Origin of the sequence: Hymenobacter frigidus, from assembly GCF_014640435.1 — a bacterium.
GTDB classification, from domain to species: Bacteria; Bacteroidota; Bacteroidia; order Cytophagales; family Hymenobacteraceae; genus Hymenobacter; species Hymenobacter frigidus.
In genome coordinates this window covers 1-25,187 of the sequence record NZ_BMGY01000030.1, presented here as the reverse complement: position 1 = coordinate 25,187, position 25,187 = coordinate 1, and the positions used below count along the sequence as shown (strand labels likewise).

At 60.2% G+C, this 25,187-nt stretch carries 20 protein-coding genes, 1 other RNA gene and 1 pseudogene; 13 read left to right on the top strand and 9 right to left on the bottom strand.

Features of this window, described 5'->3' with window-relative positions:
• Positions 1-226 precede the first annotated feature (226 nt).
• Together IEW17_RS14665 and pheT are read right to left on the bottom strand one after the other, a co-directional pair.
• Entirely contained in the window at positions 227-3,226 is a 3,000-nt protein-coding gene (locus IEW17_RS14665; protein ID WP_188562808.1) for a M16 family metallopeptidase, read from the bottom strand.
• A gap of 231 nt (positions 3,227-3,457) precedes the next feature.
• On the bottom strand, positions 3,458-5,893 hold the full coding sequence (pheT, locus tag IEW17_RS14660) for a phenylalanine--tRNA ligase subunit beta (RefSeq protein ID WP_188562807.1): 2,436 nt from the start codon (positions 5,891-5,893) through the stop codon (positions 3,458-3,460).
• Positions 5,894-6,131: 238 nt separating this feature from the next.
• On the opposite strand from pheT, the gene IEW17_RS14655 reads away from it, so the two are divergent.
• Together IEW17_RS14655 and IEW17_RS14650 are read left to right on the top strand one after the other, a co-directional pair.
• Entirely contained in the window at positions 6,132-6,773 is a 642-nt protein-coding gene (locus IEW17_RS14655; RefSeq protein WP_188562806.1) for a sulfite oxidase-like oxidoreductase, read from the top strand.
• Entirely contained in the window at positions 6,770-7,510 is a 741-nt protein-coding gene (locus tag IEW17_RS14650; RefSeq protein ID WP_188562805.1) for a ferredoxin reductase, read from the top strand. The genes IEW17_RS14655 and IEW17_RS14650 overlap by 4 nt, the downstream gene beginning before the upstream one ends.
• Positions 7,511-7,549: 39 nt before the next feature.
• Here the strand turns inward: IEW17_RS14650 and IEW17_RS14645 are convergent, their stop codons facing one another.
• Positions 7,550-8,161, bottom strand: coding sequence for a DUF1684 domain-containing protein (locus IEW17_RS14645; RefSeq protein WP_188562804.1), 612 nt, complete (start codon positions 8,159-8,161; stop codon positions 7,550-7,552).
• 94 nt (positions 8,162-8,255) lie between these two features.
• Here IEW17_RS14645 and IEW17_RS14640 point away from each other — a divergent pair, with 94 nt between their 5' ends.
• The gene (locus tag IEW17_RS14640; RefSeq protein WP_188562803.1) at positions 8,256-10,718 is read left to right on the top strand and encodes a M1 family metallopeptidase; all 2,463 of its coding nucleotides are present in this window, start codon (positions 8,256-8,258) and stop codon (positions 10,716-10,718) included.
• Between the two features lie 185 nt (positions 10,719-10,903).
• Here the strand turns inward: IEW17_RS14640 and IEW17_RS14635 are convergent, their stop codons facing one another.
• Together IEW17_RS14635 and radC are read right to left on the bottom strand one after the other, a co-directional pair.
• A complete protein-coding gene (locus IEW17_RS14635) occupies positions 10,904-11,437 on the bottom strand; it encodes a hypothetical protein (RefSeq protein WP_188562802.1) in 534 nt (177 codons plus the stop codon).
• 129 nt (positions 11,438-11,566) lie between these two features.
• Complete coding sequence (gene radC / locus IEW17_RS14630) at positions 11,567-12,325, bottom strand: RadC family protein (protein ID WP_188562801.1); 759 nt, start codon at positions 12,323-12,325, stop codon at positions 11,567-11,569.
• Between the two features lie 152 nt (positions 12,326-12,477).
• Between radC and IEW17_RS14625 the strand changes: the two genes are divergently transcribed.
• From IEW17_RS14625 to IEW17_RS14605, 5 genes are all read left to right on the top strand, one after another.
• Positions 12,478-13,689 (top strand): metallophosphoesterase, encoded by a 1,212-nt coding sequence (locus IEW17_RS14625; RefSeq protein WP_229749017.1) that lies wholly within the window; start codon positions 12,478-12,480, stop codon positions 13,687-13,689.
• 108 nt (positions 13,690-13,797) lie between these two features.
• On the top strand, positions 13,798-14,469 hold the full coding sequence (locus IEW17_RS14620) for a hypothetical protein (RefSeq protein WP_188562799.1): 672 nt from the start codon (positions 13,798-13,800) through the stop codon (positions 14,467-14,469).
• A 108-nt stretch (positions 14,470-14,577) separates the two neighbouring features.
• Positions 14,578-15,279, top strand: coding sequence for a carboxypeptidase-like regulatory domain-containing protein (locus tag IEW17_RS14615; RefSeq protein WP_188562798.1), 702 nt, complete (start codon positions 14,578-14,580; stop codon positions 15,277-15,279).
• A gap of 90 nt (positions 15,280-15,369) precedes the next feature.
• On the top strand, positions 15,370-16,359 hold the full coding sequence (uvsE, locus tag IEW17_RS14610; RefSeq protein WP_188562797.1) for a UV DNA damage repair endonuclease UvsE: 990 nt from the start codon (positions 15,370-15,372) through the stop codon (positions 16,357-16,359).
• Positions 16,360-16,438: 79 nt separating this feature from the next.
• A complete protein-coding gene (locus IEW17_RS14605) occupies positions 16,439-16,792 on the top strand; it encodes a hypothetical protein (RefSeq protein ID WP_188562796.1) in 354 nt (117 codons plus the stop codon).
• An 85-nt stretch (positions 16,793-16,877) separates the two neighbouring features.
• On the opposite strand, the gene IEW17_RS14600 is transcribed toward IEW17_RS14605, so the two are convergent.
• The 3 genes from IEW17_RS14600 to IEW17_RS14590 form a co-directional block, all read right to left on the bottom strand.
• Entirely contained in the window at positions 16,878-17,258 is a 381-nt protein-coding gene (locus IEW17_RS14600; protein WP_188562795.1) for a hypothetical protein, read from the bottom strand.
• Between the two features lie 89 nt (positions 17,259-17,347).
• Complete coding sequence (locus IEW17_RS14595) at positions 17,348-17,686, bottom strand: hypothetical protein (RefSeq protein ID WP_188562794.1); 339 nt, start codon at positions 17,684-17,686, stop codon at positions 17,348-17,350.
• Positions 17,687-18,075: 389 nt separating this feature from the next.
• On the bottom strand, positions 18,076-20,307 hold the full coding sequence (locus IEW17_RS14590; RefSeq protein ID WP_188562793.1) for a choice-of-anchor I family protein: 2,232 nt from the start codon (positions 20,305-20,307) through the stop codon (positions 18,076-18,078).
• A 211-nt stretch (positions 20,308-20,518) separates the two neighbouring features.
• Here IEW17_RS14590 and IEW17_RS21510 point away from each other — a divergent pair.
• From IEW17_RS21510 to paaZ, 5 genes and pseudogenes are all read left to right on the top strand, one after another.
• Positions 20,519-20,617, top strand: a pseudogene (locus IEW17_RS21510) (hypothetical protein); the annotation flags it as partial.
• Between the two features lie 31 nt (positions 20,618-20,648).
• Entirely contained in the window at positions 20,649-20,996 is a 348-nt protein-coding gene (locus IEW17_RS14580; RefSeq protein WP_229749016.1) for a hypothetical protein, read from the top strand.
• 95 nt (positions 20,997-21,091) lie between these two features.
• Positions 21,092-21,886 carry a HipA family kinase gene (locus IEW17_RS14575; RefSeq protein ID WP_188562790.1) on the top strand — a complete coding sequence of 265 codons (795 nt, stop codon included), beginning with the start codon at positions 21,092-21,094 and terminating at the stop codon, positions 21,884-21,886.
• Positions 21,873-22,247: a DUF3037 domain-containing protein gene (locus IEW17_RS14570; RefSeq protein WP_188562789.1), complete on the top strand. Its 375-nt coding sequence runs from the start codon at positions 21,873-21,875 to the stop codon at positions 22,245-22,247. The genes IEW17_RS14575 and IEW17_RS14570 overlap by 14 nt, the downstream gene beginning before the upstream one ends.
• Positions 22,248-22,319: 72 nt before the next feature.
• Positions 22,320-24,383 carry a phenylacetic acid degradation bifunctional protein PaaZ gene (gene paaZ, locus IEW17_RS14565; RefSeq protein WP_188562788.1) on the top strand — a complete coding sequence of 688 codons (2,064 nt, stop codon included), beginning with the start codon at positions 22,320-22,322 and terminating at the stop codon, positions 24,381-24,383.
• 78 nt (positions 24,384-24,461) lie between these two features.
• Here paaZ and ssrA read toward each other — a convergent pair.
• Positions 24,462-24,834, bottom strand: a transfer-messenger RNA (tmRNA) gene (gene ssrA / locus IEW17_RS14560).
• Positions 24,835-25,187: the final 353 nt, after the last annotated feature.

Genomic DNA, 25,187 nt, shown 5'->3' with positions numbered 1-25,187 from the left:
TGGGTGAAGATAAAGCGGCGATGCGAAAGCTACGCTTTATCCCCGGCCCGTTCGCTGCCTGCTAGTCAGGTCGGTTTGCTTTCGGGCCTGGGTAATGCATAAAAAAAGAACGTCATGCTGAGCGAAGTTGAAGCATCCCGCGTGTGGTAGCAATCCAATCGATTGAATTACTGCTGCACGCGAGATGTCTCGGCTTCGCTCAGCATGACGTTCTTACGGCGCTCGCTTAGCCCTTCTTCGACTTGGTTTTCATTTTGCCGCCGTCTTCCATCTTGGTCTTGGTCTTCTCATTGGCGGGCGCGGCCATTGGCACTGAGGCCTCAGCAGGGGCCTTGGCGGCTTCGGCCGCGCGGTTGCCATCGGCATCCAGCTCCACTACTTCGTAGCCGAGGGCCTGCACGGCGGGCAGCTGCTTGCGGTCGCCTACCACCACGATGTACATTTTATCGGCGGGTAGATTTTTCTTGGCCGAGGCCTGCACGTCTTCCTTGGTCAGCTTCTTCAGAATCTGGCTCTGCTCGTCCACGAACGTAGGGGCTAGGTTGTACTCCAGCAGGCGGCTGAGGAAAGCGGCTTTCTGCTGGCCGGTTTCGTACTTCAGCGCGTCGCCCTGACCAATCGAATTTTGCAGAAAGGTCAGTTCTTCATCCGTGATACCGTTGCTGTAGTCCGTGATTTCCTTCACAAACTCCTTCACCGAAGCCGCCGTAGCGTCGGCGCGCACGCCCGCGCTGGCCGTGAACGGGCCAGGGTAGGCGCTGCTGCGGAAGCCCGAGTTGGCGCCGTAGGTGTAGCCCTTGTCTTCGCGCAGGTTTAGGTTGATGCGCGAATTGAAGGCCCCACCGAGCACGTAGTTGGCCAAGCCGGCGCGGTAGTAGTCGCCGGTGGCGTCGAAGGGCATGGTGCTGAGGTAGCCCACCCGGATTTCCGACTGCGCGGCCCCGTCCTTGTTCACGAAGTAGATGCGCGTTTTGTCGGGCTGCGTGGCGGCCATGGCCGTGGGCAGGGTGATGGGCTTCTTGGCCCAGCTTTTCAGGAAAGCCAGCTTGGGCGTCAGGTCCGCCTGATTCACGTCGCCCACCACGGTGAGGAAGCTCACGTTGGGGGCGTAGTTCTGCGCGTAAAACTGCTTCACGTCATCCAAGGTCAGGCTGGCGGCGCTGGTGGCCGTGCCGCTGGTGGGCAGGGCCATCACGTCGGTTGGTGCGTAGAGCAAGCGGGCGTAGGTTTTATCGGCAATGACCACCGGTTGAGTGTTCTGGTTGGCAATACCCTCCAAGGTTTGCTTTTTCAAGCGGTCAAAATCGGCTTGGTCGAAGCGCGGGTGCAGCAGGCGCTCTTCCAGAAGGGCCAGCGTGGCGGGCAGGTTCTTGGTCAGGCTTTGCACATACACCGTGGTGCGGTCCGTGCCGCCGCCCACCTGAATGGTGCTGCCCAACTTGTCGAGTTCGGCCGCGAACTGCTCGCCGGTGTACTTCTGCGAGCCTTCGTTGAGCATCGCCGCCGTGAGGGCGGCCACACCGGCTTTGCCGGGATTGCCTTGCTCCAGGCGACGGCCGCCGCGCAGAGTCAGCAGCATGGTCACGGCCGGAACTTCGGTGTTGCGGGTACCAATGATTTTCAGACCGTTGTCAAACGCTTCCTGGTACAGAGCGGGCACTTTCACCACGGGATTACCGCTGGCTTTGGGCTGCTTGCTGCGGTCGAAGGTGTCGGTGGCCTTGCTGTATTTCAAGCCGGCGTACTCGTCTTTCGGCGCTTTGTAGCCGGTCTGGTCCACCGTGAAGTTGTCGGCCTTGGCGGGGGCACCGCCGGTTTTGGGCACCACGCTCAGGATAACGGCCTTTTTGCCCTTCAAGTACTGGTCGTACACGCGCTGCACGTCGGCCTTGGTAAGGGCCTTGAGGCGCTGCTGCTCCACGGCGAGGTAGTTGGGGTTGCCGAAGAAGGTCTGGTTGGCGGCCAGCTGGCTCACCTTGCCGCTCACGCTGGCCAGGCTGTTCACGTTCTGCGCTTCGGTCTGGGCCTTGAAACGCTGCACGTCCGCATCGGTCACGCCGCGCTTCTCAAACTCCACCATGGTGTTGCGCACGATGGTTTCGAGGCTGTCGAGGCCCTTGCCGGGGAAGGGTAAGGCCAGGAAGGTGAAGCCGCCGGCCAGCTCCTGGTTCTGCTGAAACACCTGGGCCTGCACGGCTTTTTGGTTTTTCACCAGGTTTTTGTAGATGAGCGAGTTCTTGCCGCCACCCATGATTTCGGCCAGCGCGTCGAGCGGTATTTCGTCGGGGTGGCCGTGGGCCACTGTTGGAAATACCATTTGCAGCATCGGGAAGCGGATATTATCCTGGTAGCTCACGTAGCGGTCCTGGGTCAGCTTAGGGGCTGCCACGCGGGTGGGGGTCACGGCCGGTCCGCGCTTGATGGAGCCGAAGTATTTTTCCGTCAGCTTCACCACCTGGGCCGGGGTCACATCGCCGCCCACGGTGAGCGTGGCGTTGTTGGGGCCGTACCAGCGCAGGAAGAAGTTCTTCAGGTCGTCCACGTTCGAGCGGTCCAAATCGGCCAGTGAGCCGATAACCGACCACGAATACGGGTGGCCGTAGGGGAACAGGGCCTTCTGAATGTATTCCTGGGCCTGGCCGTAGGGGCGGTTGTCCACGTTTTGGCCGCGCTCGTTTTTTACCGTGCTGCGCTGCACCTCAAATTTTTTCTGCGTCACGGCATCGAGCAGGAAGCCCATGCGGTCGGCTTCCAGCCAGAGGCCGGTTTCGAGCTGGTTGTTGGGCAGCGTCTCGAAGTAGTTGGTGCGGTCGGTGTTGGTCGAGCCGTTGAGGGTGCCGCCGGCCGCCGTCACGAACTTGAAGTGCTGCTCGTCGGCCACGTTGTCGGAGCCCTGAAACATCATGTGCTCAAAGAAGTGGGCAAAGCCCGACTTGCCTACCTGCTCGCGGGCCGAGCCCACGTGGTAGGTAACATCCACGTGCACCAGCGGGTCCGAATGGTCTTCGGCCACGATGAGCGTGAGGCCGTTGGGTAGTACGTACTTCTCATAGGGCACCACCAGCTCGCCGGGCTTGCGGGTTACTTTTTCCACCAGCCGGGTGCCACCGGGCGTGGTCATGAGCGCGGCTTTGGCGGCGGGGGCTTTGGCAGCAGGCTTTTGCTGCGCCAGGCTGGCCGTGGTAATCAGGGCCAGGCCCAGAGTAGATAGAAAACGAAGGTTCATTTTTGCGGAAAAGTTGAAAATGGAAAAACAAAAGCGTGAACTGGGCCGCAACTTACTACTGCGAACGCAACCATGCCCGGCATACATCGCGGGTGCGGCCTTGCTCATTACAAATATTTGGTAGAAAATTACCGCAGAAGTCCGCGGAGGAAGTGCTGAGATACGCAGAAGAATATTCTCCGCGCACCTCTGCACTTTCTCCGCGGACCTCTGCGGTAACTTCCCGAACTACTACTTCCGAATCAGTGCTCCGGCCTGCTTCTCAAACTGCGCAATCAGCTTTTGCATCACCTGGTCGATGGCTTGCTCACTGAGCGTTTGCGCAAAATCTTGCAGAATGAAGCTCACCGAGTAAGACTTTTTGCCCGCGCCCAGGTTTTCGCCGGCGTACACATCGAAGACATTGATGCTTTGCAGGAGCTTCTTTTCGGTGCGCTGGGCAATCTGGCGCAACTGGTCGAAGCTCACGCTACTGTCCACCACGAGGCTCAAGTCGCGGCGTACTTCCGGGAATTTCGACAGCTCGCGGGCCACCAGCGTGGGCTTGTACTTCTTACTCAGCGCGTCCCAATCCAACTCGGCGTACCACACCGGCTGCGTCACATCCAGGCGCTTCAACACCGAGGCCGCCACGGCCCCGAGCTGCGCCACGGGCTGGTTGTGCAACAGTAGGGCCAGGCCGCCGGCCAGGTACTCGTGCTGCACCGGCTGTGAGGCCGCCCCGCCGAAGCCCAGCGCCGCCAGCACCTGCTGCACCGCCCCGGCCAGGTCATGGAAAGCGGCTTTCTCCGACTTGTACTGCCAGGTTTCGCCATCGGCGTTGCCGGTCAGGTAAATCACCAGCTTGTTCTTTTCCTGGTATTTGCCGTTCTCGTTTTGCGAGTACACTTTGCCAAATTCGTACAGCTTCAAATCGCGCTGCCGCCGGTTGATATTGTGCCGGATAATTTCAAGGCCCGAATGCAGCAGCGTGGGCCGCATAGCATTCAAATCAACGCTGTTATAATTGAGAATACGGACCAGCGAATTATTTGCTTCGCCCTCTTTGTCGAAATAAGCTGAGTTGGTCAGCGAGTTGGTCAGAATTTCGGAAAAGCCCTGCCCGCTTAGTAATGACGCAATTTTCACCCGCGTCACTTCCGGGTCGGGGTTCGGAAATCTCGCCAGGAAAGAGGCCGAATTATTCGTCCGCAATTCCACGTTGTTGTACCCGTAAATCCGAAGAATTTCCTCAATAATATCGGCCTCGCGCGTCACATCAACTTTGTGGGGCGGCACGGTTAGCAGCCAGGTGTCTTGGTCGCCCTCGTCCAGGTTTTCCTCGGTGATTTCAATGTCCAAATCGGTCAGAATCTGGCGGATTCTTTCAGGGGCGATGTACTGGCCCACCAGCCGCGCCACGCGGGGCAGTCGCAGGCGCACAGTGGCCGGCTGCACCGGGGCGGGATACTCATCCACGATGGGGGCGGCCACGGTGGCCCCGGCTACTTCCTGCAGCAGCAAGGCAGCGCGCTGCAGCGCCACCAGCACCATGTTCGGGTCGGTGCCGCGCTCGAAGCGGAACGAGGCATCGGTTTTCAACTGATGCACCTGCGAAGTCCGGCGCACGGCAGCAGGGCCGAAATACGCGCTTTCCAGGAATACGCGGGTTGTGGTTTCGCTCATGCCCGACGTCTTGCCGCCGAACACACCGGCCAGGGCCATGGGCGCGCCGTGGGCATCGGCAATCACCAAATCTTCCGCTTTTAACGTGCGCTCAGTGCCGTCTAGCGTCACGAATTTCTCGCCGGCTGCGGCGCGTTTCACCCGAATCTGGCCACCGGCAATCTGGTCGGCGTCGAAGGCGTGCAGGGGCTGGCCTAGCTCGTGGAGCACGAAATTGGTCACGTCCACCACGTTGTTGATGGGGGAGAGGCCGATGCTGCGCAGGCGGCGCTGCAGCCATTCGGGCGAAGGGCCAACCTTAACATTATTGAGCAGTAGGCCGGCGTAGCGCGGGCAAGCGGTTGAGTCCTCAATGGTGACCCCAATGTTGGTACTGGCCGAAGTGGGCGCGTGAAAGCCGCTGGTGTCCGGCAGGTGGCAGGGCTGGCGCAACAGGGCGCGCAGCTCGCGGGCCACGCCGTAGTGCGAGGCGGCATCGGCGCGGTTGGGCGTGAGGCCGATTTCGTACACTGTGTCGGAGCCCAGGCCGAAGTAGTCGGCGGCCGGGGTGCCGTTGGGTAGCGCGGTTTCCAGCACCATAATGCCGGCGTGCGAGGTGCCGAGGCCGATTTCGTCCTCGGCGCAAATCATGCCTTCGGAGGCCGCGCCGCGGATTTTGCTCTTCTTGATTTTGAACGGCTCACCCTGCGTGGGGTAGAGCATGGCCCCTTCCAAGGCCACTACCACACGCTGGCCGGCGGCCACGTTGCTGGCGCCGCACACAATTTGGCGCGGGGTGCCGTCGCCCACGTCTACGGTGGTCAGGCTGAGCTTATCGGCGTCGGGGTGGGCGGCGCAGGTGAGCACGGTGCCCAGCACCAGGCCGCGTAGCCCGCCGGGAATGCTTTCCAATTCCTCCAAACTCTCCACTTCCAGGCCCGAGCCGGTGAGCAAAGCGCCGATTTCGGCGGCGGGTTTGTCGGTTGGGATGAGGGTTTTAAGCCAATCGAAAGAAATACGCATTGGGTTGTTCGGTTTATTGTAAAAGAGGTATTTGTTGGCGAATACCCACGGCGAAGGTACGGCGGCGTAAAATGACCGGGTTGGGGACTCGTTCGTATACATCCTCCCAAGCTCTCGCCCGAAAAACAGCGCAGGCTCTGCTGTTGCCCTGCCGCACTGGTCAGCAAGCTGTTTTTGCTTGAAAAAATTATTGCGTTGAAGTCAGTTGTCATACCCCCTCCACGTCAATCTTTTCATTATGCCAGTTATCAACAAAGGCTTCCACGCTAGGCGGCCTACCGACGGGCCGCACAAGCTGCCGCCCGGCCAGTACGAAACACCCGATTTTCCGGTGCTCACGGCCGGCCCCACGCCGCGTATTCCGCTGGTCAACTGGGAATTTCGGCTCGAAGGATTGGTGGAGAAGCAGGTGAAGTGGAGTTGGAACGAGTTTAATGCCCTGCCGCAGCAGGACTTCAACCCCGACATTCACTGCGTTACGAAATGGTCGAAATTTGACACCAAGTGGCGGGGTATCAGCTTCGATACCTTGCTGGAACACGTGCAGCCCAAGCCCGAAGCCCAGTTTGTGATGGCCTTCAGTTACGGCGGCTACACGACTAACCTGCCGCTGGCCGACTTGCGCAACGGCCAGGCATTCATCGGCTTGCAGTATGAAGGCAAGCCCTTGGTGGCCGAGCACGGCGGGCCGGCGCGTCTGGTGGTGCCTCACCTCTACTTCTGGAAAAGCGCCAAGTGGGTGCAAGGCCTGCGCTTCATGGCCCAAAACGAGCCCGGCTTTTGGGAGGCCGCCGGCTACAGCCTGTACGGCGACCCGTGGCAGGAGCAGCGCTACGACAGCGACGACGACAACGCCTCTACCAATAGCATCCGCCTGTGAGCCGGCTCGATTGGCAAATTGCCACCGTCATGGCCATCACGTCCGAAACCGAGCGTGTGAATACCTACACTCTGCGCCTGCCCCAGTGGACGCCCCACCGCGCCGGCCAGCACTACGACCTGCGCCTAACGGCTCCCGACGGCTATCAAACCGAGCGTAGCTACTCCATTGCCTCGCCCCCGGAGCAAATCGGTGAAATCGCCCTCACCGTGGAATGGATTAGTGGCGGCGAGGTATCGGGCTACCTGTACGAAGGCGTGGCGGTAGGCGATGAGCTGGAAGTACGCGGCCCCATCGGCGGCTACTTTGTGTGGCCCGTCGATGGCGTTGACGCTCCGTTGTTGTTGGTGGCCGGCGGCTCGGGCGTGGTACCGCTGATGGCCATGTTGCGCCACCGCCAGCGGGCCGGGTTGGCCAACCCGGTCGTGTTGCTTTTCAGCGTGCGCTCCCCCGACGAGTTTATTTATCAGCATGAGCTAGAAGCCCTGGCCCAAACCGACCCGACCTTCACGCTCTTGCTCACCTACACCCGGCGGGTGCCGGTGGGCTGGGTCGGTTACCGGCGCCGGCTCGACGCCGCCATGCTGGCCGAAGCCCGGGGCTACTTGTCCGGCCCGCCCCAGTGCTACGTGTGCGGCCCAACTGGCTTGGTCGAAGAGGCGGCGACTTTGTTGCAAGCCCAGGGCTTGCCCGACAACGCCATTCGAACCGAGCGGTTCGGCCCAACGGGCAGCTAGTGCAGCATGCCAACCTGCCCACCTGGCAACTACTGCGGGCTAATCGTGAAACGATTTTTCGCCCACCGGAATGGCCACCGGAAGCCGGTTTTCGGCCGGTGGGACGGGGCAGCTATAAGCGTTATTGTAGGCGCAGAACGGGTTGTAGGCGCGGTTAAAATCCAGGGTTATTTCGGTTTCGTTGAGTTTGGGGATGGCCGCGTCGAGGTAGCGGCCGCCGCCGTAGGTTTCGCGGCCGTTGGTGAGGTCGGTGAAGGGAATAAATAGCGTGGAATCGGTGCCGTTGGCTTTCAAATAAATACGCAATTGCTGCGGCGCATTATTGATGGTAAATTTCACTTGGCCCCAATTCAGGTATTTCTCCGATTTGTTGTCGCTCATTTGCAGCAGCGTGGTATCGGGAGTAGTATTGCGCGAAACATCGGCGTGCGGAATCAGGGCTGGGTCGCCGGGATAGTATTTCAGGCTATCGAATTTCGCCTTTTGCGGGGTAGATAGCGGTGATTCTTCGGACTGGCGAAAGCTGCGGTTCTTCTCGCTGCGAAATTTATTTAGTTGCGCTAAATAAGCGCTTGAATTGGGCTTGGAGTCGCTCAGGCAATAGAAGATAATACCAATTACAGCGGCGGCGAAAATTATTTTTTTAATCATGCTACTTATTTGAATGGCGAGGCAACGAGTCGGCTAATAATTGAACCAGGCTGCTAACCTGCACTACCAACAGCCTTCTTACCTTGTTCGCCTCATGCGAAAATCCTTGCTGCTGGCCCTCTGGCTGGGCTGGGCCGCTACCGCGGCGGCCCAACAGCCCACTGCCACCACGTACCGCGCTACCGAGCGCAAAGTAAACGACTTGGTGCACACCAAGCTCGATTTGCGGTTCGATTACGCCAGGCGCTACGCCTACGGCAAGGAGTGGCTCACGCTGAAACCCCACGCCACCGCCATCGATTCGCTGCGGCTCGATGCCAAAGGCATGGACATTAAAGCAGTGGCGCTGCTGCAGGGCGCTGGCCAGCAGCCGTTGAAATTTGATTACGACCAGCGGCAGCTGCTGGTGCACCTGGGTCGGATGATACCGGCAAACCAGCCCTACACCGTTTACATCGAATACACGGCCAAGCCCGATGAGCTGGGGGCCAGGGGCAGCGCGGCCATTCGCGGTGCCAAAGGACTGTATTTCATCAACCCCGACAGCGCGGTGAGCGGCAAGCCGGTGCAAATCTGGACGCAGGGCGAGTCGGAAGCCAGCTCGGTTTGGTTTCCGACCATTGACCGGCCCAACCAGAAAACCACGTCCGAAATCAGCTTGACCGTGCCCGCCAAGTACGTCACGCTCAGCAATGGCCAGCTCACCGCGCAAGCGCCCGCCGGCCCCGGCCTGCGCACCGACACCTGGAAAATGGACCAGCCGCACGCCCCGTATTTGTTTATGCTGGCCGTGGGCGACTTCAAAATTTACCAGGACAGCTGGCGCGGCAAGGAGGTAAACTATTACTTGGAGCCCCGCTACGCCGCCCAGGCCAAAACCATTTTCGGTGACACGCCGCGGATGCTGGAGTTTTTCTCCGAACGCCTCGGCGTGGCGTTTCCGTGGAATAAATACAGCCAGATAGCGTGCCGCGACTACGTGAGCGGGGCCATGGAAAACACCACCGCCGCGCTGTTCGGGGAGCAGGCCCAGGGTTCGGCCCGCGAGCTGCTGGATTGGGAATATTCGGGCGTGGAGCGCGAAATCGCCCACGAACTGTTCCATCACTGGTTTGGCGACTACGTGACCTGCGAAAGCTGGAGCACGCTGACCATGAACGAGTCGTTTGCCAACTTCAGCGAGGTGCTGTGGGCCGAGTACGCCCACGGCCCCGATGCCGGCGCCGCGCAGGCCGACCGCAGCCTGCGCATCTACTTCCGCAACCCGGCCAATTATGCCAAGCCGCTGGCCCGCTTTCAGTATGCCGATAAGGAGGACATGTTCGACGCCGTGACCTACCAGAAGGGCGGCAGCATTCTGAACATGCTGCGGGCCGAGCTGGGTGAGGACGTGTTTTTCCGGGGCCTGCAACGCTACCTCACGCAAAACGCTTTTGGCACCGGCGAGCCGCACCAACTGCGACTGGCGCTGGAAGAAGCTTCGGGCCGCGACTTGAACTGGTTTTTTAATCAGTGGTATTATGGCGCAGGTCACCCTATCGTCACCATTGACTACCAGTGGGATGCGGCTCGCCAGCGGCAGGCCGTGGTGGTGCGTCAGACTCAGGCCGTGCGGCCGTTTGTGCTGCCGCTCAAGGTGGATATTTATACCAACGGCCGCGCCCAGCGCTACGCCGCCACCCTGCGCCACGCCGTGGACACGCTGTATTTCCCAGCCGCTGCCAAGCCGGATTTGGTGAACGTGGACGCGGAAAAAGTGCTGGTCTGGCAGAAGGAGGACCACAAATCCCTGGCCGAATACGCCTACCAATACCGCCACGCCCCGCGCTACCTCGACCGCCGCGAAGCCCTGGCTGCCGCCCAAGCGCAACTGACGGAACCACTAGCTCGGCAACTGCTGGTAGCGGGCCTGAGCGATAAATCCCCTATGCTCCGGCAGTTGGCCGTGGAAAGCACAGACCTCAAAAACGCGGCGCTGCGCAAAGCCGCCGCGCCGCTGCTGGCCCTGCTGGCCGCCACCGATTCGGCGGTGCCGGTGCAGGCCGCTGCCCTCATGGCGCTGGGCACTTTGCAGGAAAAGCGCTACGCTACGCTATTCACTAAGGCGATGGAGAGCAAGTCGTACCGGGTGCAGGCGGCGGCGCTGCAAGGGCTGTTGCCTTTGAATCCGGCGCAGGCGCTGGCCCGCGCCACGGCTTTTGAAGCCGATAACAAAGGCGCCCTGACTACGGCTATGGTGAATGTATACGGTCAGGCGGGCGGCCCGGCACAATGGCCGTTGGTGCTGGCCAAGTACGATGCCGCCGACCCCAGCGGCCGTTTCAACATGCTGCCCGGTATTGGTGAGTTCCTCGGCCACCTTGATGATGCTACGGCCCTAAACCAAGGCATTGCGCGCATCAAAGACCTGACGGTGGAATTCAAGGCGTTTATCGATTCCGAACGAATCATCGGGCTGCTACGCCAGGTTCAGGCGCGCCAGGCGGCCGGGGCCCACGCCGCCCACGCCGCCGGGCTGGTAGAGCAGGCCGTGGCGGAGATTCGGGCCGCGAAGTAGCGGGCTCGCTTGAGGGAAGACTGGCCGTATAAGTGTAGGAAATGGAGTTTGCGAAACTCATCTCGAAAGCTGCTTGACTAAACTTTAAAGGATGAACCAGTTTCTTAAACTTTTATGGAGTTGAGGTCACAATTTGCAAAATTCTACAGAGGTTTAAGATAGTGTTCATAAAAAGGAGCCTTTTCTCAGTCGAGATAGGTTAGCCCGCTTGTTAGGCTCAGGAAATGGTCAAAGTTCTCCTGTTTGACATTGTATAATAACACCACCACCCTTCCATCGGAGTACACCTTGGAAACCCTGCCGGCTTGGCCACCTTTCAACGTGTTTTTGTGATACTTCCTCTCGTTCCAGTACGGGCTCAGCCGTTCATCAATCTCTTGGTTGTCAACATCTCGTATCGTGGGTTTCCGGAGCTGGCTCTTGTTTTTATAGGCTGCTTGAATATAGATTATTTGTTTCTTATCGTACTCAAAGACAAATACATTACCGGAGCTTTGCCAGTTTTTTAAGTTCTTGGGTAGATTTACTCTGAACCGGGTGGTTAGGAAAAATTCGGTATCGGCGACTGCATTGACGCGGGATTTATACACAAATTGATTGTGGTCTTCGAGATATACGAAGTCCATAAAATCGGCATGAATGTTTTGTCCCCTGTCTATCCTGGCACAGGAGGCAGTCAGAAGAATTGCCTGCATGAGAAGGAGGAAAACTTTTTTCATTTACTGTTAACCCTTGTCCCAACGGCACCTAAGCAGGACGCCATGCCCAAAGGGGGATATGGCAAAGATGCCCGCTGGCGCCTAATTCCACAACGCTACTCGTTCAGCAAAACGGTGATTTTACCAAAACTACAGCATGCCCTCATCAGCAAAGCTGTAGTAGCCTTGGTCGGAGTAAATGAGGTGGTCGAGGATGGGCAAATCCAGGAAATTGCCGGCTTCCTTGAGTTTCTTGGTGAGTTGGATATCGGCGGCGCTGGGGCTGCGGTTGCCGCTGGGGTGGTTGTGCACCAGGATAATGCTGCTGGCCAGCTGTTCCAGCGCTTCTTTGAAAATCATTTTGGGGTCGGCTACCGTGCCGGCCACGCCGCCGCGGCTGATAGCCGTTTTGCGCATCACCACGTTGGCTCGGTTCAGGAGAATGACCCAGAATTCTTCGTGGGGCAGGTCCATCAGGTTGGGCCGAATCAGGTTGTAGATGTCGCGCGAGCAGGTGATGGTGGTGCGCGAGGCGGCGTCGACTTCCTTGCGGCGGCGGCCCAGCTCCAGGGCGGCTACCACGGCAATGGCCTTGGCCTCGCCGATGCCGGGGTGGCGGCAGAGCTGCTTCACGCTCTCACGGGCCAGGGCGTTGAGGTCGTTGTTCACGCCTTGCAGCATGAGCTTGGCCACGTCCACGGCCGACAGTTTCACCGTGCCCGAGCCCAGCAGAATGGCAACCAGCTCGGCGTCGGAAAGGGCGGCGCGGCCTTTGGCTTGCAGCTTTTCGCGCGGCCGGTCTTCCTCAGCCCAGCTCTTGATGCCCAGCGCGCCGGGCGCGGCGTAGGGTGGGGCAGCGGCTGCGGCCGGGAGGGCCGCGGAGTTGGGCAGTGGGGCAGGATTTTCCATGCGGCGCAGTGGGGTAGAATGTAAAAAGCGAATTAAATGTAAAGCAAAAGGCGGCCGGGCGCGTTTAAGCCCCGAAGCTGCTGGTGCACTAAGGTGTAACGGCTTAATCTGACTCAAATTTATTTATGCGAAATCCGTTGGTTTTATGGTTAATGCTGGCCGCAATAGTGCTGGCCGAGTGGTATGGTTACCAAGCCGTTCGTACGGTGGCGCAGCACCTATCGCCTAATGCTCGGCGTGGCGCGGCCGTGGCCTACTGGCTGCTCACGGTGGGCGTCTGGGGGCTGGCATTTTGGGCGGGCTCGACGCGCCAGACTGGCAACACCGTGCTAAAAAGCTACCTCATGAGCCTGCCGCTGCTGCTGCTGGGGGCCAAGCTGCTCATGCTGCTGCCGCTATTGCTGGAGGACCTCACGCGCCTGGGCCGCTGGGGCGTGGGCGCGGCCACGCGGCCCGCCGGGAGCGTGGGTGAGGCCATTCCGCGCAGCGAATTCCTGGCCAAATTGGCGCTGGGACTGGGAGCCATCCCGTTTTTTGCGCTGCTCTGGGGCATGGCGAAGGGCGGTACCGATTACACGGTGCGCCGCGTGACCTTGCGCTACCCCAACCTGCCACTGGCTTTCGATGGCTTCAAAGTGCTGCAGATTTCCGACCTGCACACCGGCAGCTTCAACTCGACGGAGCCGCTGGAGCGGGCCGTGGCCATGATAAACCGGCAGGGGGCCGACCTTATTCTGATGACCGGCGACCTGGTGAACAACCGTGCCACCGAGGTGGAGCCGCACATCCCGGCCCTGCAGCAAATAAGGTCCGAACTGCCCATTTTTTCCAGCCTCGGCAACCACGACTACGGCGACTACGTGCAGTGGGAAAGCCCCGCCGAAAAACGCGCCAACCTGGAGCGGCTGATGCAGAACCACGCCAAAATCGGCTGGACGCTGCTCAACGATACCAGCCACACCATCACGCGGGGCGATGATAAAATCTCGGTGCTGGGCGTGCAGAACTGGAGCAGCCACGCCAACTTCCCCAAGCACGGCAACCTGCCCCAGGCCCACGCCGCGAGCGGCGACGCGCCGTTCAAAATCCTGCTCTCGCACGACCCTTCGCACTGGGAAGCGCAGGTGCTCAACTACCCCGATATCGACCTCACCCTTAGCGGCCACACCCACGGCATGCAGTTCGGCGTGAATCTGCCCTTTCTGAAGTGGAGCCCGGTGAAATACGTGTATAAGCAGTGGGCCGGCCTCTACGAGCAGGGCCGCCAAAAGCTGTACGTCAACGTGGGGCTGGGCTTTTTGGGATACCCCGGCCGGGTGGGTTTCTTGCCGGAAATTACGGTATTTGAATTACGCCGCGCCTAAGTAATCAGATGCTTGGGAAAGGGTAATGACAACATCTGCAGGAACATCGCCGTAAAGCGCCCCCAAACCGACTTACGGTCTGCTTTTCTCAATCCCCCTTTCTTCTTTATGAAAAATTCCCTGTTGATTCTCGCGGGTGCTGCTGCCCTTTCGCTGGCTTCCTGCTCGCAGGAAAAAACCACCGAGGTAACCACTGTCCCTGCCGACGGCACCACCACGACAACGACCACGACGACTACCACCGCCATGTCGGAAGCCGACATGAACGCCCGCGCCCAGCGCATTGCCAACAAAATGGTGGCCGATATGAAAATCACGGATGAGGCTACGAAAGCCAAAATCCGCACCGTGTACGTGAACCGCTACAAGCGCATGAACGAGATGAGCACCCGGTACACTGCCGACACCACCGGCATGGCCGCCGCCATGCGGGAGGCCAATATGGAAACCGATACCGAGTTCAAGACCGTGTTCACGGACCCCACGCAGTACCAGGCCTACGAGGCGAGCCGTTCGACGTACTACGACTACGACAACAGCTACACGCCCGATGCCTCGACCATGTCGACCACGGATAACACTTCCGCCGACGCCATGTCGTCGGGCAGTACCAGCAGCAACATGAAGTCGATGGATGCCGGTGAAGGCGGAAAAATCAAGGTGAAAGCCGATGGCGACATCAAAATCAAAGACGCTGCGGGCAACAAAACCAAAGTAGACGGCGATGATGGCACCGTAAAAATGAAGCCCGCTGAAGGCGAAAAAACCAAAATGGAATAGTGAACGGCGGCCTCTGGCCCCGTGTTTCCAGCCCGCGCCTGCAACGGCGCGGGCTTTTTTTGGCTCTATGGGTTGCTACTTTGTGGTAGCGTTGCGTTAATCTGATTGATGGCTGTCGAAGTATTGTTTCGTGTGTGGGCCGGCTGGGGCCGGCTGGGCCGGGGGCTGAGTCTGCTGGTAGCCGTGTGGCTGCTGGCAGGTGTGGGCACGGGATACGTCCAGGCGCAGCAAGTGCGCGTGAGCGGCTCGGTGAGTGAGGCCGGTACGCGCCTGTCTATTCCGGGGGTTACCGTGCAGGTGCAGCGCACGCGCCGCGGCGTGGTCACGAGCACCACCGGCGACTTCACCATCGACGTATTGACCACCGATACCGTTCTGTTCCGGGCCCTGGGCTATAAAACCCAGCGAATGGCGCTGGGCGGCACGGGCCTCTCGCAGCTGGTAGTGCGCATTCAGTTGGCCCGCGACAGCGTGCGCCTGGGCGAAGTGCAGGTAATCGCCGACCGGCCCGACCGCGCCATCATCAACCGGGCGCTGCGCAACATGAAACGGCCGCCCGTGCCCGTGGCGAGCGGGGCCAAGCGCCCCCCCAAGCCCAAGCCGTTGTTTGCCGTGGACACCACTGCGCCCAAAATGCCGGTGCCCACCATTCAAAGCCCCATCAGCCTGATTTACGACCAATTTTCGCGCGAGGGCAAGCAGCGCCGCAAGATGGAGGAGATTGAAGCCAACCAGAAAGCCGAAAAGGCCCGCAAGGTCCGCGCCGAGTATAACAAGGCCTTCCGCGACAATCGCGGCTACGACCAATAAGCCTTCACTAAAATTGAACATGACGGGCTGGTTTAGCCGTCACTACCTTCATTGCCAACCCATCTTCAGCCCTTGCCGTAAGCCTAGGGTATGAAAATTGGGTATCCTTGCGTGAACGAGGCGATGGACTGCAGCGCCGCCAATACCTTTCGGTTGGCCTCGTACGCCGACGAGCGGCTGGTAGCGGCCGTGACGGCTAACCTCGCTTGCCTGCGCCGGATGCTGGCATGGAACGTGGCCCAAGGCCTGCTCTTTTTTCGGATGGGCTCGGGCATTGTGCCTTTCGGCTCGCACCCCATCAATACTTTTCCCTGGCAGACCCATTTCGCGGCCGATTTCCAGGTAATTGGCGACTACATCAAGGCTAATAATCTGCGGGTGAGCTTCCATCCCGACCAGTTTGTGGTGCTTAATTCGCCCAGCGTCGACATTGTGCAGCGCAGCATTCAGGAGCTGATTTATCAGGGTTCGATGCTGGATTTGATGGGCCTCGATGGCACCGCTAAGCTCCAGATTCACGTGGGCGGACTGTATGGCGACCGGGAACTGGCCCTGAGCCGGTTTGCGGCGGTGCACGCTACCTTGCCCGCGGCCGTGAAGGCCCGGGTGGTGGTGGAAAACGACGACCGGCTGTTTCCCTTGCGCGACTGCCTGCGGCTGCATGCCGAAACCGGCGTACCCATTCTGTTCGATAATTTCCACCACGAATGCCTCAACCATGGCGAACCTATGGCCGAGGCGTTGCGCCTGGCCGCCGCCACCTGGCACCCCACCGCCGACGGCGTGCCCATGATGGATTACAGCTCGCAGGCGCTGGGCGAGCGCAAAGGCAAGCACGCCGATGATTTGGTCGACGACCAGTTTCGCCGCTTCCTGCAGGAATTTCACGGTCTGGACATGGACCTGATGCTGGAAATTAAGAACAAGGAAGCCAGCGCGTTGCGTGCCGTAACCATTCTGCGTGAGTTGGGCCTGAGTGTTCCCGCCCCCAACATCCCCAGTCCGCCCCTAAGCCTGCCGCCCGACCCAAATGCGCCGCCCAAAGTTCGGCGCGCCAAAAAGGCCGTGAGCAGTGAATAAATAGCCAACCAGCCTTGCGGACTTGGCAGAAACCGACCCCGTTTACATCAGTACACCTTCACATTTTTACATCAAAAACATGCCTTCAGACCACCTTCTTGCCACCGTTAGCGCCCTCAAAAACGGCCTCACCAGCTTGCCTCTGGGCTCGGCCATGGACAACACCGAAACCTGGCAGCAGCAGTTTCTGCAAAGTGGCCAGCCCGGTCTACAGGACATTGCCCGCGAAATCGGCAACCTGCAGTCGCTGCTCAGCGGTGGCGCCCTAAGTGCCCGCGCCATCGGCAATTCGCTCACCATGCTGGGCAATCAGACCAGTGAGGCGAGTGCCCAAGCCTCTGCCGACCTGCAAAAGCCCTTGGTGGAACTGGCCGACCTCCTCCGCCGCCACGGCAGCGACCTGTTGGCGCACGCTGAGAAAGCTGCTAAATAGTACCCGGCGGTAACCCATCGGCTGCAACGAAAAGGCCCCATTCATCTTTGTGAACGGGGTCTTTTCGTGCATCAAGGGCAGTAGGTCAGTTCTGCTGCCCGTTGCTGCTGCTGCTCCGGCGCGAACGGCTGGGCGTTACTTCCGTCGACTGCCGCCGGCGGTTGTCTTTAATTAAAGGTTGCTCCCGGATATCGGGCACGGCGTTGGGCGAGGATTCGGGCGTGGCGGCGGGCGAGAACCCGCGTTCGGGCAGCAGGCGGCTGGGCTGCGCGTCGCGGTTGGTGGCGGTGCGCTGCATATCCGGTGGGCCTTGAATGGTACTTTGGTTCAGGGCCGGATTCACGGGCGGGATGGTGGTTTGGCCCTGGCTGCCGCCGCGCACCGGCGCGGAAGGGTCGAAAGGCACGGTTTGGGCTTGGGCCGAGCCGGCCAGCAACAGGCTGGTAAATAAGAAGGCTGATTTCATGGAAGTAGGATAAGTAGCAAAAAATAAAGCCGACTGCTTCTGATGAAACAGTCGGCTTATACACAAATAAGCGGCTGATATACAAATGGTTAGTTCATGGGCCTGTTTTTCATTTTGCCTCTGCCCTTCGGCATATTGCTTTTGCTCTTCATGTTACCACGGTCTTGGCGGTCGCGGTCGTAGGTGGTCCCCTCAGTGGAGCGTGGGGTGGTCATAGTGCCGTTAGGCGAGGTCATGGTACCGTTGGGGTTCGGCATGGTGCCGCTGGGCGTAGTCATGCTACCGTTGGGGTTCGACATGGTGCCGTTGGGGGTAGTCGTGGTACCGTTGGGCATAGTTGGGGTACCGCCCGGCGTAGTTTGGGCAAAAGCGGTGCTGCTGAGACCAAGGACGAAAAAGGCGGCGAGAAAGATTTTGCTGGTTTTCATAGTTGGATAATTTGATAGTGTTGAAAAAACGAGGCTAAATTCTGACACGGCAGTACTGCTGCATCTCGTCATTCTTTACGCAGCCGAAGGGAGCAATAGTTACAAAATGACAAAATATTGTAATGAGATAAATAATTTTAAATCAGCTATTTGTATGTCTAAAAACAATCGATTATGGTTGACCTCCTCCACATTTGCAGGGCCGGTTTGGTGCGACCAAAGAGCTCATAAATTGATGTTTTGGGCTGCGTACTGCTCGGATTAAGGAGCTTCATATAATTAAGAGTAATTGTCCAGGTAATTAGTGACTGTGAGCAGGTTAAAAAGGAACTCCCTGTCCGCATGGTGCGAACAGGGAGTTTCCCATAATCGAAATTCTGGAAGCAGTTCTACTGCACTACCAAACGGCTGGTGGCTCCGTCGGCGGCGCGCAGCAGGTAGAAGCCGGCGGGCAGGCCCTGTACATTGAGCTGGTCGGTGGCCACCGGCAGCTGGCGCACCACGCGGCCCAGGCCGTCGAGCAAGGCGCCGGCTACGGGTCGGCTGAGGCGCACCGCCGCGCCGGGCACGGCGGGGTTGGGGTAGCAATAGAGGGCGGCGGGGGCGATGAGGCCGTTTTTTAGGGCTGTGACTACGCCACGCAGACCAATCTGGTACACGGCTACTGTGCTGCTCACTTCGTTGGCCAAAATCAGCAGGGGCGAGCCAGTGGGGCTGTTGGCAGCCGATACGAATAGGAGGCCCTCGGGGCCCTGGTCGCCGGTGCCAGTGGTCAGGCTGCGGTTGTTGAGGTACTGCACCAGGCGCGGGTTGGCTGGGTCGTTTACGTTCAGGATAAGCACGCCGCCCTGGCGCTCCAGGCTCACGAAGGCGTAGGTCGTGTCGCGAATCATGCCGATGGTGGTGCCTTCGGGCTCGGGGCCTTTGTCGTCGGAGCGGTTTTTCCGCACGGGGTTGCCCGTGGTGTTGCTGGCGTTGAAAATGCTGCCAAACGCGGCATCGGTGCTGGTGAGTCGCTCCAGTAAGTCGCCGCTGTCATGCACCAGCGCGCCGGTGGTGGCGTTGAGAATGCTGAATGAGCGGCCGCCAAAGGCATAAACCTCGTCGAAATCGCCGTCGCCATCGGTGTCGCCGAGGCGGTTGGTCACGTTCAGGCGGCCCAGGGCACTGGCTCTTTTTAGCACCGCAGCCTGTGGAAAAACCGTGGGGTCGAGCACGTAGCCGGCATCCCCAAGACGCACCGCTTCGGTAAGGGCCGTGTATTCGCGGGCATCGCCCTCGTTGGCCGTGATGAGGTAGCGGCCGCCGCCCAGGCTGGCGGGCAGCTCGAAAGAGGCAATGGCATCGGGCTGGCGCATGCCGCGCACGGGCCAGTTGGCCAGCAGCACATCGGCGGCCTGGTCCGAGGCATCGAAGCTGAAACCGGACTGGCTGTGGTCTTGGTAGCCAATGGGTCGCAGGCTGGTGAACTGCATGGTGGTGAGGTCCAGCGTGGCCACGGCGTTGTTTTCCTGCAAGCCGACGTAGGCCGTGCGCGAATCGGCCGACACGGCCACGTACTCCGGCTCCAAATCCTGCGCCACGGTGCTGGGCGTGCCCGCCGGCCCGCCGTAGATGCGAATGCCGGTCGCCCGCAAGGCGGCTGCCTGACTATTATAGGCGCTGAAATCGACGGTGGTGACGCTGGCCTGGGTCACGGCGGCGATGCCGCTGGTCAGGTCCACTACCGACACCGAGCCGTTGGGGTCGTTGGTGTAGGCCGCGTTGGGCTCGCCTTCGTTGGCCGTGATGACGTAGCGGCCATCGGGCGAAAAGGTTATCATATCGGGCAGGCTGCCGGCCGTCACTTGCTTGATAAACAAGCCGTTCTGGTCGAAAAACACGATTTTGCCCGCGTTCTGCAGCACGGCGTCTTCTACGGCGCAGGCTACCAGGCCGTTGCGCACCGCCACCGAGTTGATGCCGCCGTACGGGGCCATGTTGATGGATGCCACCGGCGTGAGCATGCCGGGCGTGGCGAAGTTGAGAATATCAAGCTTGCCGCCAATGGAGTTGGCCACGTACAGGCGCTGCGTGCTGGGGTCGTGGGCCACGATTTCGGCCGAATTGGTGCCGCTCGCGCCGTTTTGGTAGCTGCCCAGCAGGTTGAGGCGCAGGTTGCCGGTGCGCGTCGGGGCCGGCGTGTCGTTATCCTTGATAAACACCAGGAACTCGGTAGTGCCGGCCGTGAGGGTAGCGTTGGTGGGATTCTGGAGGCGCACAGTGAAGTATTCGGCGGGCTCGGTCGTGGCATCATCGGTAATAGGCAGCGTGAGTGTGACCGGTGTGGTGCTGCCCGGCGCAAACGTCAGGGTTTGGGCAGTGGCGAAGGTGAAATCAGCGCCGGCCGTGGCCGTGCCCAGCGGGGCTACCACCACCTGCACGGTGCTGGCCGTGGCGTTGGCGTTGCGAATACTGAGCGGCAACGTCACGCTGCTTGCGTTTTCGGCCACGATGAGCGGCGTGGCGGCCCCGGTAAAGCCCAGGTCGGGCACGGCTTGGGCCCGGGCGGCGATACCAGCCAAACTGAGCGTCAGCGTAAAAGCAGTTGCAAATCGAGAAGAGTAAGCGTGGAAGGGCATAGAAGAGAGGCTTGGTGGAATGAATTACCAAAACTATTAGGAACCCATTACCGCAACATTACAAGCGTGTTATCTAATCACCGTCGCCTTATCTCCCGGCCTGCCGGTATTTTTTTGGGGCCGCTGTAACGATTGGCCCGCTACTCGGTATCTCCTTCATTCCAACTCCTAAACAGGGCTTCCGCACCAAAACTAGCCGCTGATTTTGGGGATGTCTACTTTTGAGTCTTTTTTGACAGTGACTGATTTTCGGGTGCGGGGTCGCTGTCTGCACCAGCTGGCAGATGTGCTGGCGTTGCTGCTCTGCGGCACGTTGGCGGGCTGCGACGACCTGGACGGAGTTGCGCACGCTCGGGCTGGTGGAAACCGAACGGCACACGGCTACGGGCATGGCCCACTCCCAACGCTTTTGCCGGAGCAGTGTGACCGACCCCGACCCGGCTGCCTACGCCCGGTTGGTCCGGCAGCATTGGTCCATTGAAAACCCGCTGCATCGGCAACCCGACATGACCTTCGGCGAGGACCAGTGCCGCCTGCGAACCGCTAACGCCGCCCTCACCGTCAATGCTTTGCGTAAAATGGCGCCGTACTTATTGAGCCAAACCCCGGAGAACATCAGCAACAAACGCAAGCGTAAACGCGCTCCCTACGACAATAACTTCCTGGTCGGCACCTTGAAATTAGCCTGATTTTGGTGCAGTAGCCCGAACGTTCTACTTCATTCTGATTCTGCCCTCCGAAAAATGTCCGTCCTTTGCACGGCAATTTTCCCATTCAATACCGCATGTCGGCAACCGTTGTTCCTGAACTCCGAACCGTGGCCGTGACGCGCTACGTGACCCCGCTCCGCGAGGGCGGCTCGCTGCCGGCGCTGGTCGAGGCCGACGACAATTTTCTCTACGTGCTCAAATTCCGAGGCGCGGGCCAGGGCGTGAAGGCCCTGATTGCCGAGCTGATTGTGGGCGAAATAGCTCGCGTACTGGGCCTGCGGGTGCCCGAGCTGGTGTTCTGCGAGCTGGATGAATCCTTCGGCCGTACCGAGCCCGATGAGGAAATTCAGGACCTGCTGCGGGCCAGCACCGGCCGCAACCTCGCCCTGCACTACCTCTCCGGGGCCATCACCTTCGATGCGCTGGTGACCACCGTCGAGCCGCGGCTGGCTTCGCAACTTGTGTGGCTCGACTGCCTGACGCTGAACGTGGACCGCACCGCCCGCAACACCAACCTGCTGATGTGGCACAAGGAGCTGTGGCTGATTGACCACGGCGCGGCCCTTTATGCCCACCACGCCGGCCCGGAATGGGCCGCGCCCCGCCCGCGCCCATTCCCACAGGTGAAGGACCATGTGCTGCTGCCCCAGGCCAGTGAGTTGGCCGAGGTAGACGCCGACTACCGCGCCCGCCTCACGCCCGAGGTCTTCCGCGCCATCGTGGCCCTGGTGCCCGACGAGTGGCTGACCAACGGCGACGCCCCGCCCGAAGCCCAGCGCGCCGACTACGTGCGCTTCCTTGAAGCGCGGCTGGCGGCCTCCGAAATCTTTGTTCAGGAAGCTCAGGACGCCCGCCATGCACGTATTTGAGTACGCCGTGCTGCGCGTGGTGCCCCGCGTGGAGCGCGAGGAGTTTTTGAACATCGGCGTTATTCTGTACTGCCGTAGCCTGGGCTTTCTCGAAACCCGGTGTGCGCTGCCCGCGGCCCGACTGCGCGCCTTTGCCCCGGATTTGGAGCAGGAGGAAATAACTGCCCGTCTGCACGCCTTCGAGCGTATTTGCCAGGGCCGGGCCACTGGCGGCACCATCGGCCAGCTACCCATTGCTGAGCGGTTTCGCTGGCTCACGGCCACCCGCAGTACTGTGGTGCAATGCTCGCCCGTGCACCCCGGCCGCTGCGCCGATGCGGCCGATACGCTCACGCGACTGTTTGCCCAGCTGGTGCAGTAGCAAAACTCGGTCCCGGGGCGCTGTATGCGGTTTCCGGCCTAACTTTTTCGCCTCATCCCACCCATCCCTGACATGACTCCGATTATCGAAAACTACGCTCTTGGCCACTGGATGCCCGGCTCGGGCACCCAGCAGGAATTGCTCGACGCCAGCACCGGCGACCTTATCGCCGTGGCCAATACCGAAGGGCTCGATTTCGCCGCCATCCTCGACTACGGCCGCCGGGTCGGCAACCCGGCCCTGCGCAAAATGACCTTTCACGAGCGCGGCCGTATGCTCAAGGCGCTGGCTTTCCACTTACAGGAGAAGAAGGAGCAGTTTTACGAGTTGAGCTACCGCTCGGGCGCGACCCGCGCCGATTCGTGGATTGACATCGAAGGCGGCATCGGCAACTTGTTCGCCAACGCCTCGCTGCGCCGCAAGTTTCCCGACAAGCCGTTTTATGTGGAGGGCGAGCCAGTGGGCCTGTCGAAGGGCGGCACCTTCATGGCGCAGCATCTGATGGTGCCCCGCGAGGGCGTGGCCGTGCACATTAATGCTTACAACTTCCCCATTTGGGGTATGCTGGAGAAAATTGCGGTGAACCTGCTGGCCGGCATGCCCGCCGTGGTTAAGCCCGCCACGCCCACCGCCTACCTCACTGAGGCCGTGGTGCGCGAGATTATTGCCTCCGGTATCTTGCCGGCCGGGGCCTTGCAGCTGGTCATCGGCTCGGGCCACGGCATCCTCGACCACGTCACCTACCAGGATGTGGTCACGTTCACCGGCTCGGCCACTACGGGGCGCAAGCTGCGGGCCCACCCGCGCATCAACGAGGAAGCCGTGCCCTTCACGATGGAAGCCGACTCGCTGAACGCCGCCGTGCTGGGCCTCGATGCCAAGCCCGGCACGCCCGAATTTGACCTGTTCATCAAAGAAGTGCGTAAGGAAATGACGGCCAAGTGCGGGCAGAAATGCACGGCTATCCGTCGCGCCATCGTGCCCGCTGAGTTCCTGGAAGACGTACAAATTGCCCTAGGCAAGGCCCTGGCCCAAACTACCGTGGGCCACCCGCAGGCCGAGGGCGTGCGCATGGGCGCGCTGGCCGGCCGGGCCCAGGCCGAGCAGCTCCGCGAGCGGGTGCGGCAGCTCGCCAAGACTACGCCCATCGTCTACGGCGACCTTGATAACGTCGAAATTCTGGGTCAGGACCGGGGCGCGCACAGCACCAAAGGCGCGTTCATCTCGCCCATCGTGCTGCTGAACAATGACCCGTTTCGGCACCTCGACAGCCACGAAGTCGAAGCCTTCGGTCCGGTCGTGACCCTGATGCCCTACCGCGATACCGACGAAGCCGTGGCCATCGCCAACCTCGGCAAAGGCTCGCTGGTGTGCTCGCTGGCAACCAACGACCCGCGCACCGCGCAGGATTTCGTGCTGGGCGCCGCCACCCACCACGGCCGCATTCTGGTGCTGAACGGCGAAATGGCCAAGGAAAGCACCGGCCACGGCTCGCCGTTGCCGCAGCTCATTCACGGCGGTCCCGGCCGGGCCGGCGGCGGCCAGGAAATGGGCGGCATCCGGGGCGTGGAGCACTTTATGCAGCGCGTGGCCCTGCAAGGCTCGCCCAGCATGATTACGGCCATCACGCAGGTGTACCAGACCGGCGCAAAGCAGCTGGAATACGACAAGCACCCGTTTCAGCACTACTTCGAGGAGCTGGAAATCGGCCAGACCTACACCACCCACAAGCACACCGTGACGGAAGCCGATATCAGCAACTTTGCCAACGTATCGGGCGATAATTTCTACGCCCACGTCGACGCTACTTCGTTGGATGGCACACTCTTCACCGGCCGCGTGGCCCACGGCTACTACATCCTGAGCAAGGCCGCCGGCATGTTTGTGGACCCGCGCAAAGGCCCCGTTTTGCTGAATTATGGTCTTGACGAGTGCCGCTTCACCAAGCCCGTGTACCCCGGCACCACCATCGGCGTGCAGCTCACAGTGAAGGAAAAGGTCGGCCAGGAAAAGCGCGACGAAACCGACATCGCCAAAGGCATCGTGCGCTGGCTGGTGACCGTAACCGACGAAACGAGCGAAACCGTGGCCGTAGCCACGATTATGACCATGGTCAAAAAGAAAAGCCAGGAGTAGCCCAGTTGGGCAACCCCAAATTGTGAGGCAAAAAAAAGCCCCGCTGGTCGTGCGACCAGTGGGGCTTTTTTCATAATTGGGTGGAGATGCAGGGATTCGAACCCTGGTCCAGACAAGGAAATCAACGTGCTTTCTACGTGCGTATCCAGACTTGGATTTTCATGAAATTTCAGGCGTCAGTCAGGCCTTTGAAATCTCCCTAGCTACAGTGGAGTTTCGCCCCCGAGTCACAGCTCCCCGAAGGCTATTTTCTACTTACGACGCTCCGAACTCCCAGGTGTAGAAACTTACCCGGGCGGAACGATGGCAATTACCTAATTCTGAATTAGGCAGCCATGGCGTACGAATAGTCGCCAGTTGTTGTTTGATAGATTTTTTGACAGGAGAGCTTCCATCAACTCCTGGCACGCTTACCCGCAATTTGCGCAAGCTGTCAATTCCGGTCATCCCCAAATGGTAAAGAACGAGTCCCGCGGTCGCCTCGAAAGGCTAAGCGGGCCGCGAAGGTACGCGGTAGAGGTGAAACGACAGGGAAGGAGGGAAGGTTTCCGGTGGGTTGGGTGTTTGTGAGGTGGAATGAGGGGAGGAGTCGCATGAAAAAGAACGTCATGTCGAGCGCAGCCGAGACATCTCGCCCGGTGCTGTAACCCAATCGTAAGGACGACCCGGCGAGATGTCTCGGCTGCGCTCGACATGACGTTCTGGTTATCAGCGCCGCCCCTTGAACCGCCCCAAACCCCCAGGGTAAACGCATTAAAAAGGGCCGCTTAGCTTTGTCTTTTTTGCTGGCATGAGCGCTCTAAG

Excerpts from the sequence above, each read along its gene's own strand:
- IEW17_RS14665 (WP_188562808.1), bottom strand. The coding sequence starts at position 3,226 with ATGAACCTTCGTTTTCTATCTACTCTGGGCCTGGCCCTGATTACCACG.
- pheT (WP_188562807.1), bottom strand. The coding sequence starts at position 5,893 with ATGCGTATTTCTTTCGATTGGCTTAAAACCCTCATCCCAACCGACAAA.
- IEW17_RS14655 (WP_188562806.1), top strand. The coding sequence starts at position 6,132 with ATGCCAGTTATCAACAAAGGCTTCCACGCTAGGCGGCCTACCGACGGG.
- IEW17_RS14645 (WP_188562804.1), bottom strand. The coding sequence starts at position 8,161 with ATGATTAAAAAAATAATTTTCGCCGCCGCTGTAATTGGTATTATCTTC.
- IEW17_RS14640 (WP_188562803.1), top strand. The coding sequence starts at position 8,256 with ATGCGAAAATCCTTGCTGCTGGCCCTCTGGCTGGGCTGGGCCGCTACC.
- IEW17_RS14635 (WP_188562802.1), bottom strand. The coding sequence starts at position 11,437 with ATGAAAAAAGTTTTCCTCCTTCTCATGCAGGCAATTCTTCTGACTGCC.
- radC (WP_188562801.1), bottom strand. The coding sequence starts at position 12,325 with ATGGAAAATCCTGCCCCACTGCCCAACTCCGCGGCCCTCCCGGCCGCA.
- IEW17_RS14625 (WP_229749017.1), top strand. The coding sequence starts at position 12,478 with ATGCTGGCCGCAATAGTGCTGGCCGAGTGGTATGGTTACCAAGCCGTT.
- IEW17_RS14620 (WP_188562799.1), top strand. The coding sequence starts at position 13,798 with ATGAAAAATTCCCTGTTGATTCTCGCGGGTGCTGCTGCCCTTTCGCTG.
- IEW17_RS14615 (WP_188562798.1), top strand. The coding sequence starts at position 14,578 with ATGGCTGTCGAAGTATTGTTTCGTGTGTGGGCCGGCTGGGGCCGGCTG.
- uvsE (WP_188562797.1), top strand. The coding sequence starts at position 15,370 with ATGAAAATTGGGTATCCTTGCGTGAACGAGGCGATGGACTGCAGCGCC.
- IEW17_RS14605 (WP_188562796.1), top strand. The coding sequence starts at position 16,439 with ATGCCTTCAGACCACCTTCTTGCCACCGTTAGCGCCCTCAAAAACGGC.
- IEW17_RS14600 (WP_188562795.1), bottom strand. The coding sequence starts at position 17,258 with ATGAAATCAGCCTTCTTATTTACCAGCCTGTTGCTGGCCGGCTCGGCC.
- IEW17_RS14595 (WP_188562794.1), bottom strand. The coding sequence starts at position 17,686 with ATGAAAACCAGCAAAATCTTTCTCGCCGCCTTTTTCGTCCTTGGTCTC.
- IEW17_RS14590 (WP_188562793.1), bottom strand. The coding sequence starts at position 20,307 with ATGCCCTTCCACGCTTACTCTTCTCGATTTGCAACTGCTTTTACGCTG.
- IEW17_RS14575 (WP_188562790.1), top strand. The coding sequence starts at position 21,092 with ATGTCGGCAACCGTTGTTCCTGAACTCCGAACCGTGGCCGTGACGCGC.
- IEW17_RS14570 (WP_188562789.1), top strand. The coding sequence starts at position 21,873 with ATGCACGTATTTGAGTACGCCGTGCTGCGCGTGGTGCCCCGCGTGGAG.
- paaZ (WP_188562788.1), top strand. The coding sequence starts at position 22,320 with ATGACTCCGATTATCGAAAACTACGCTCTTGGCCACTGGATGCCCGGC.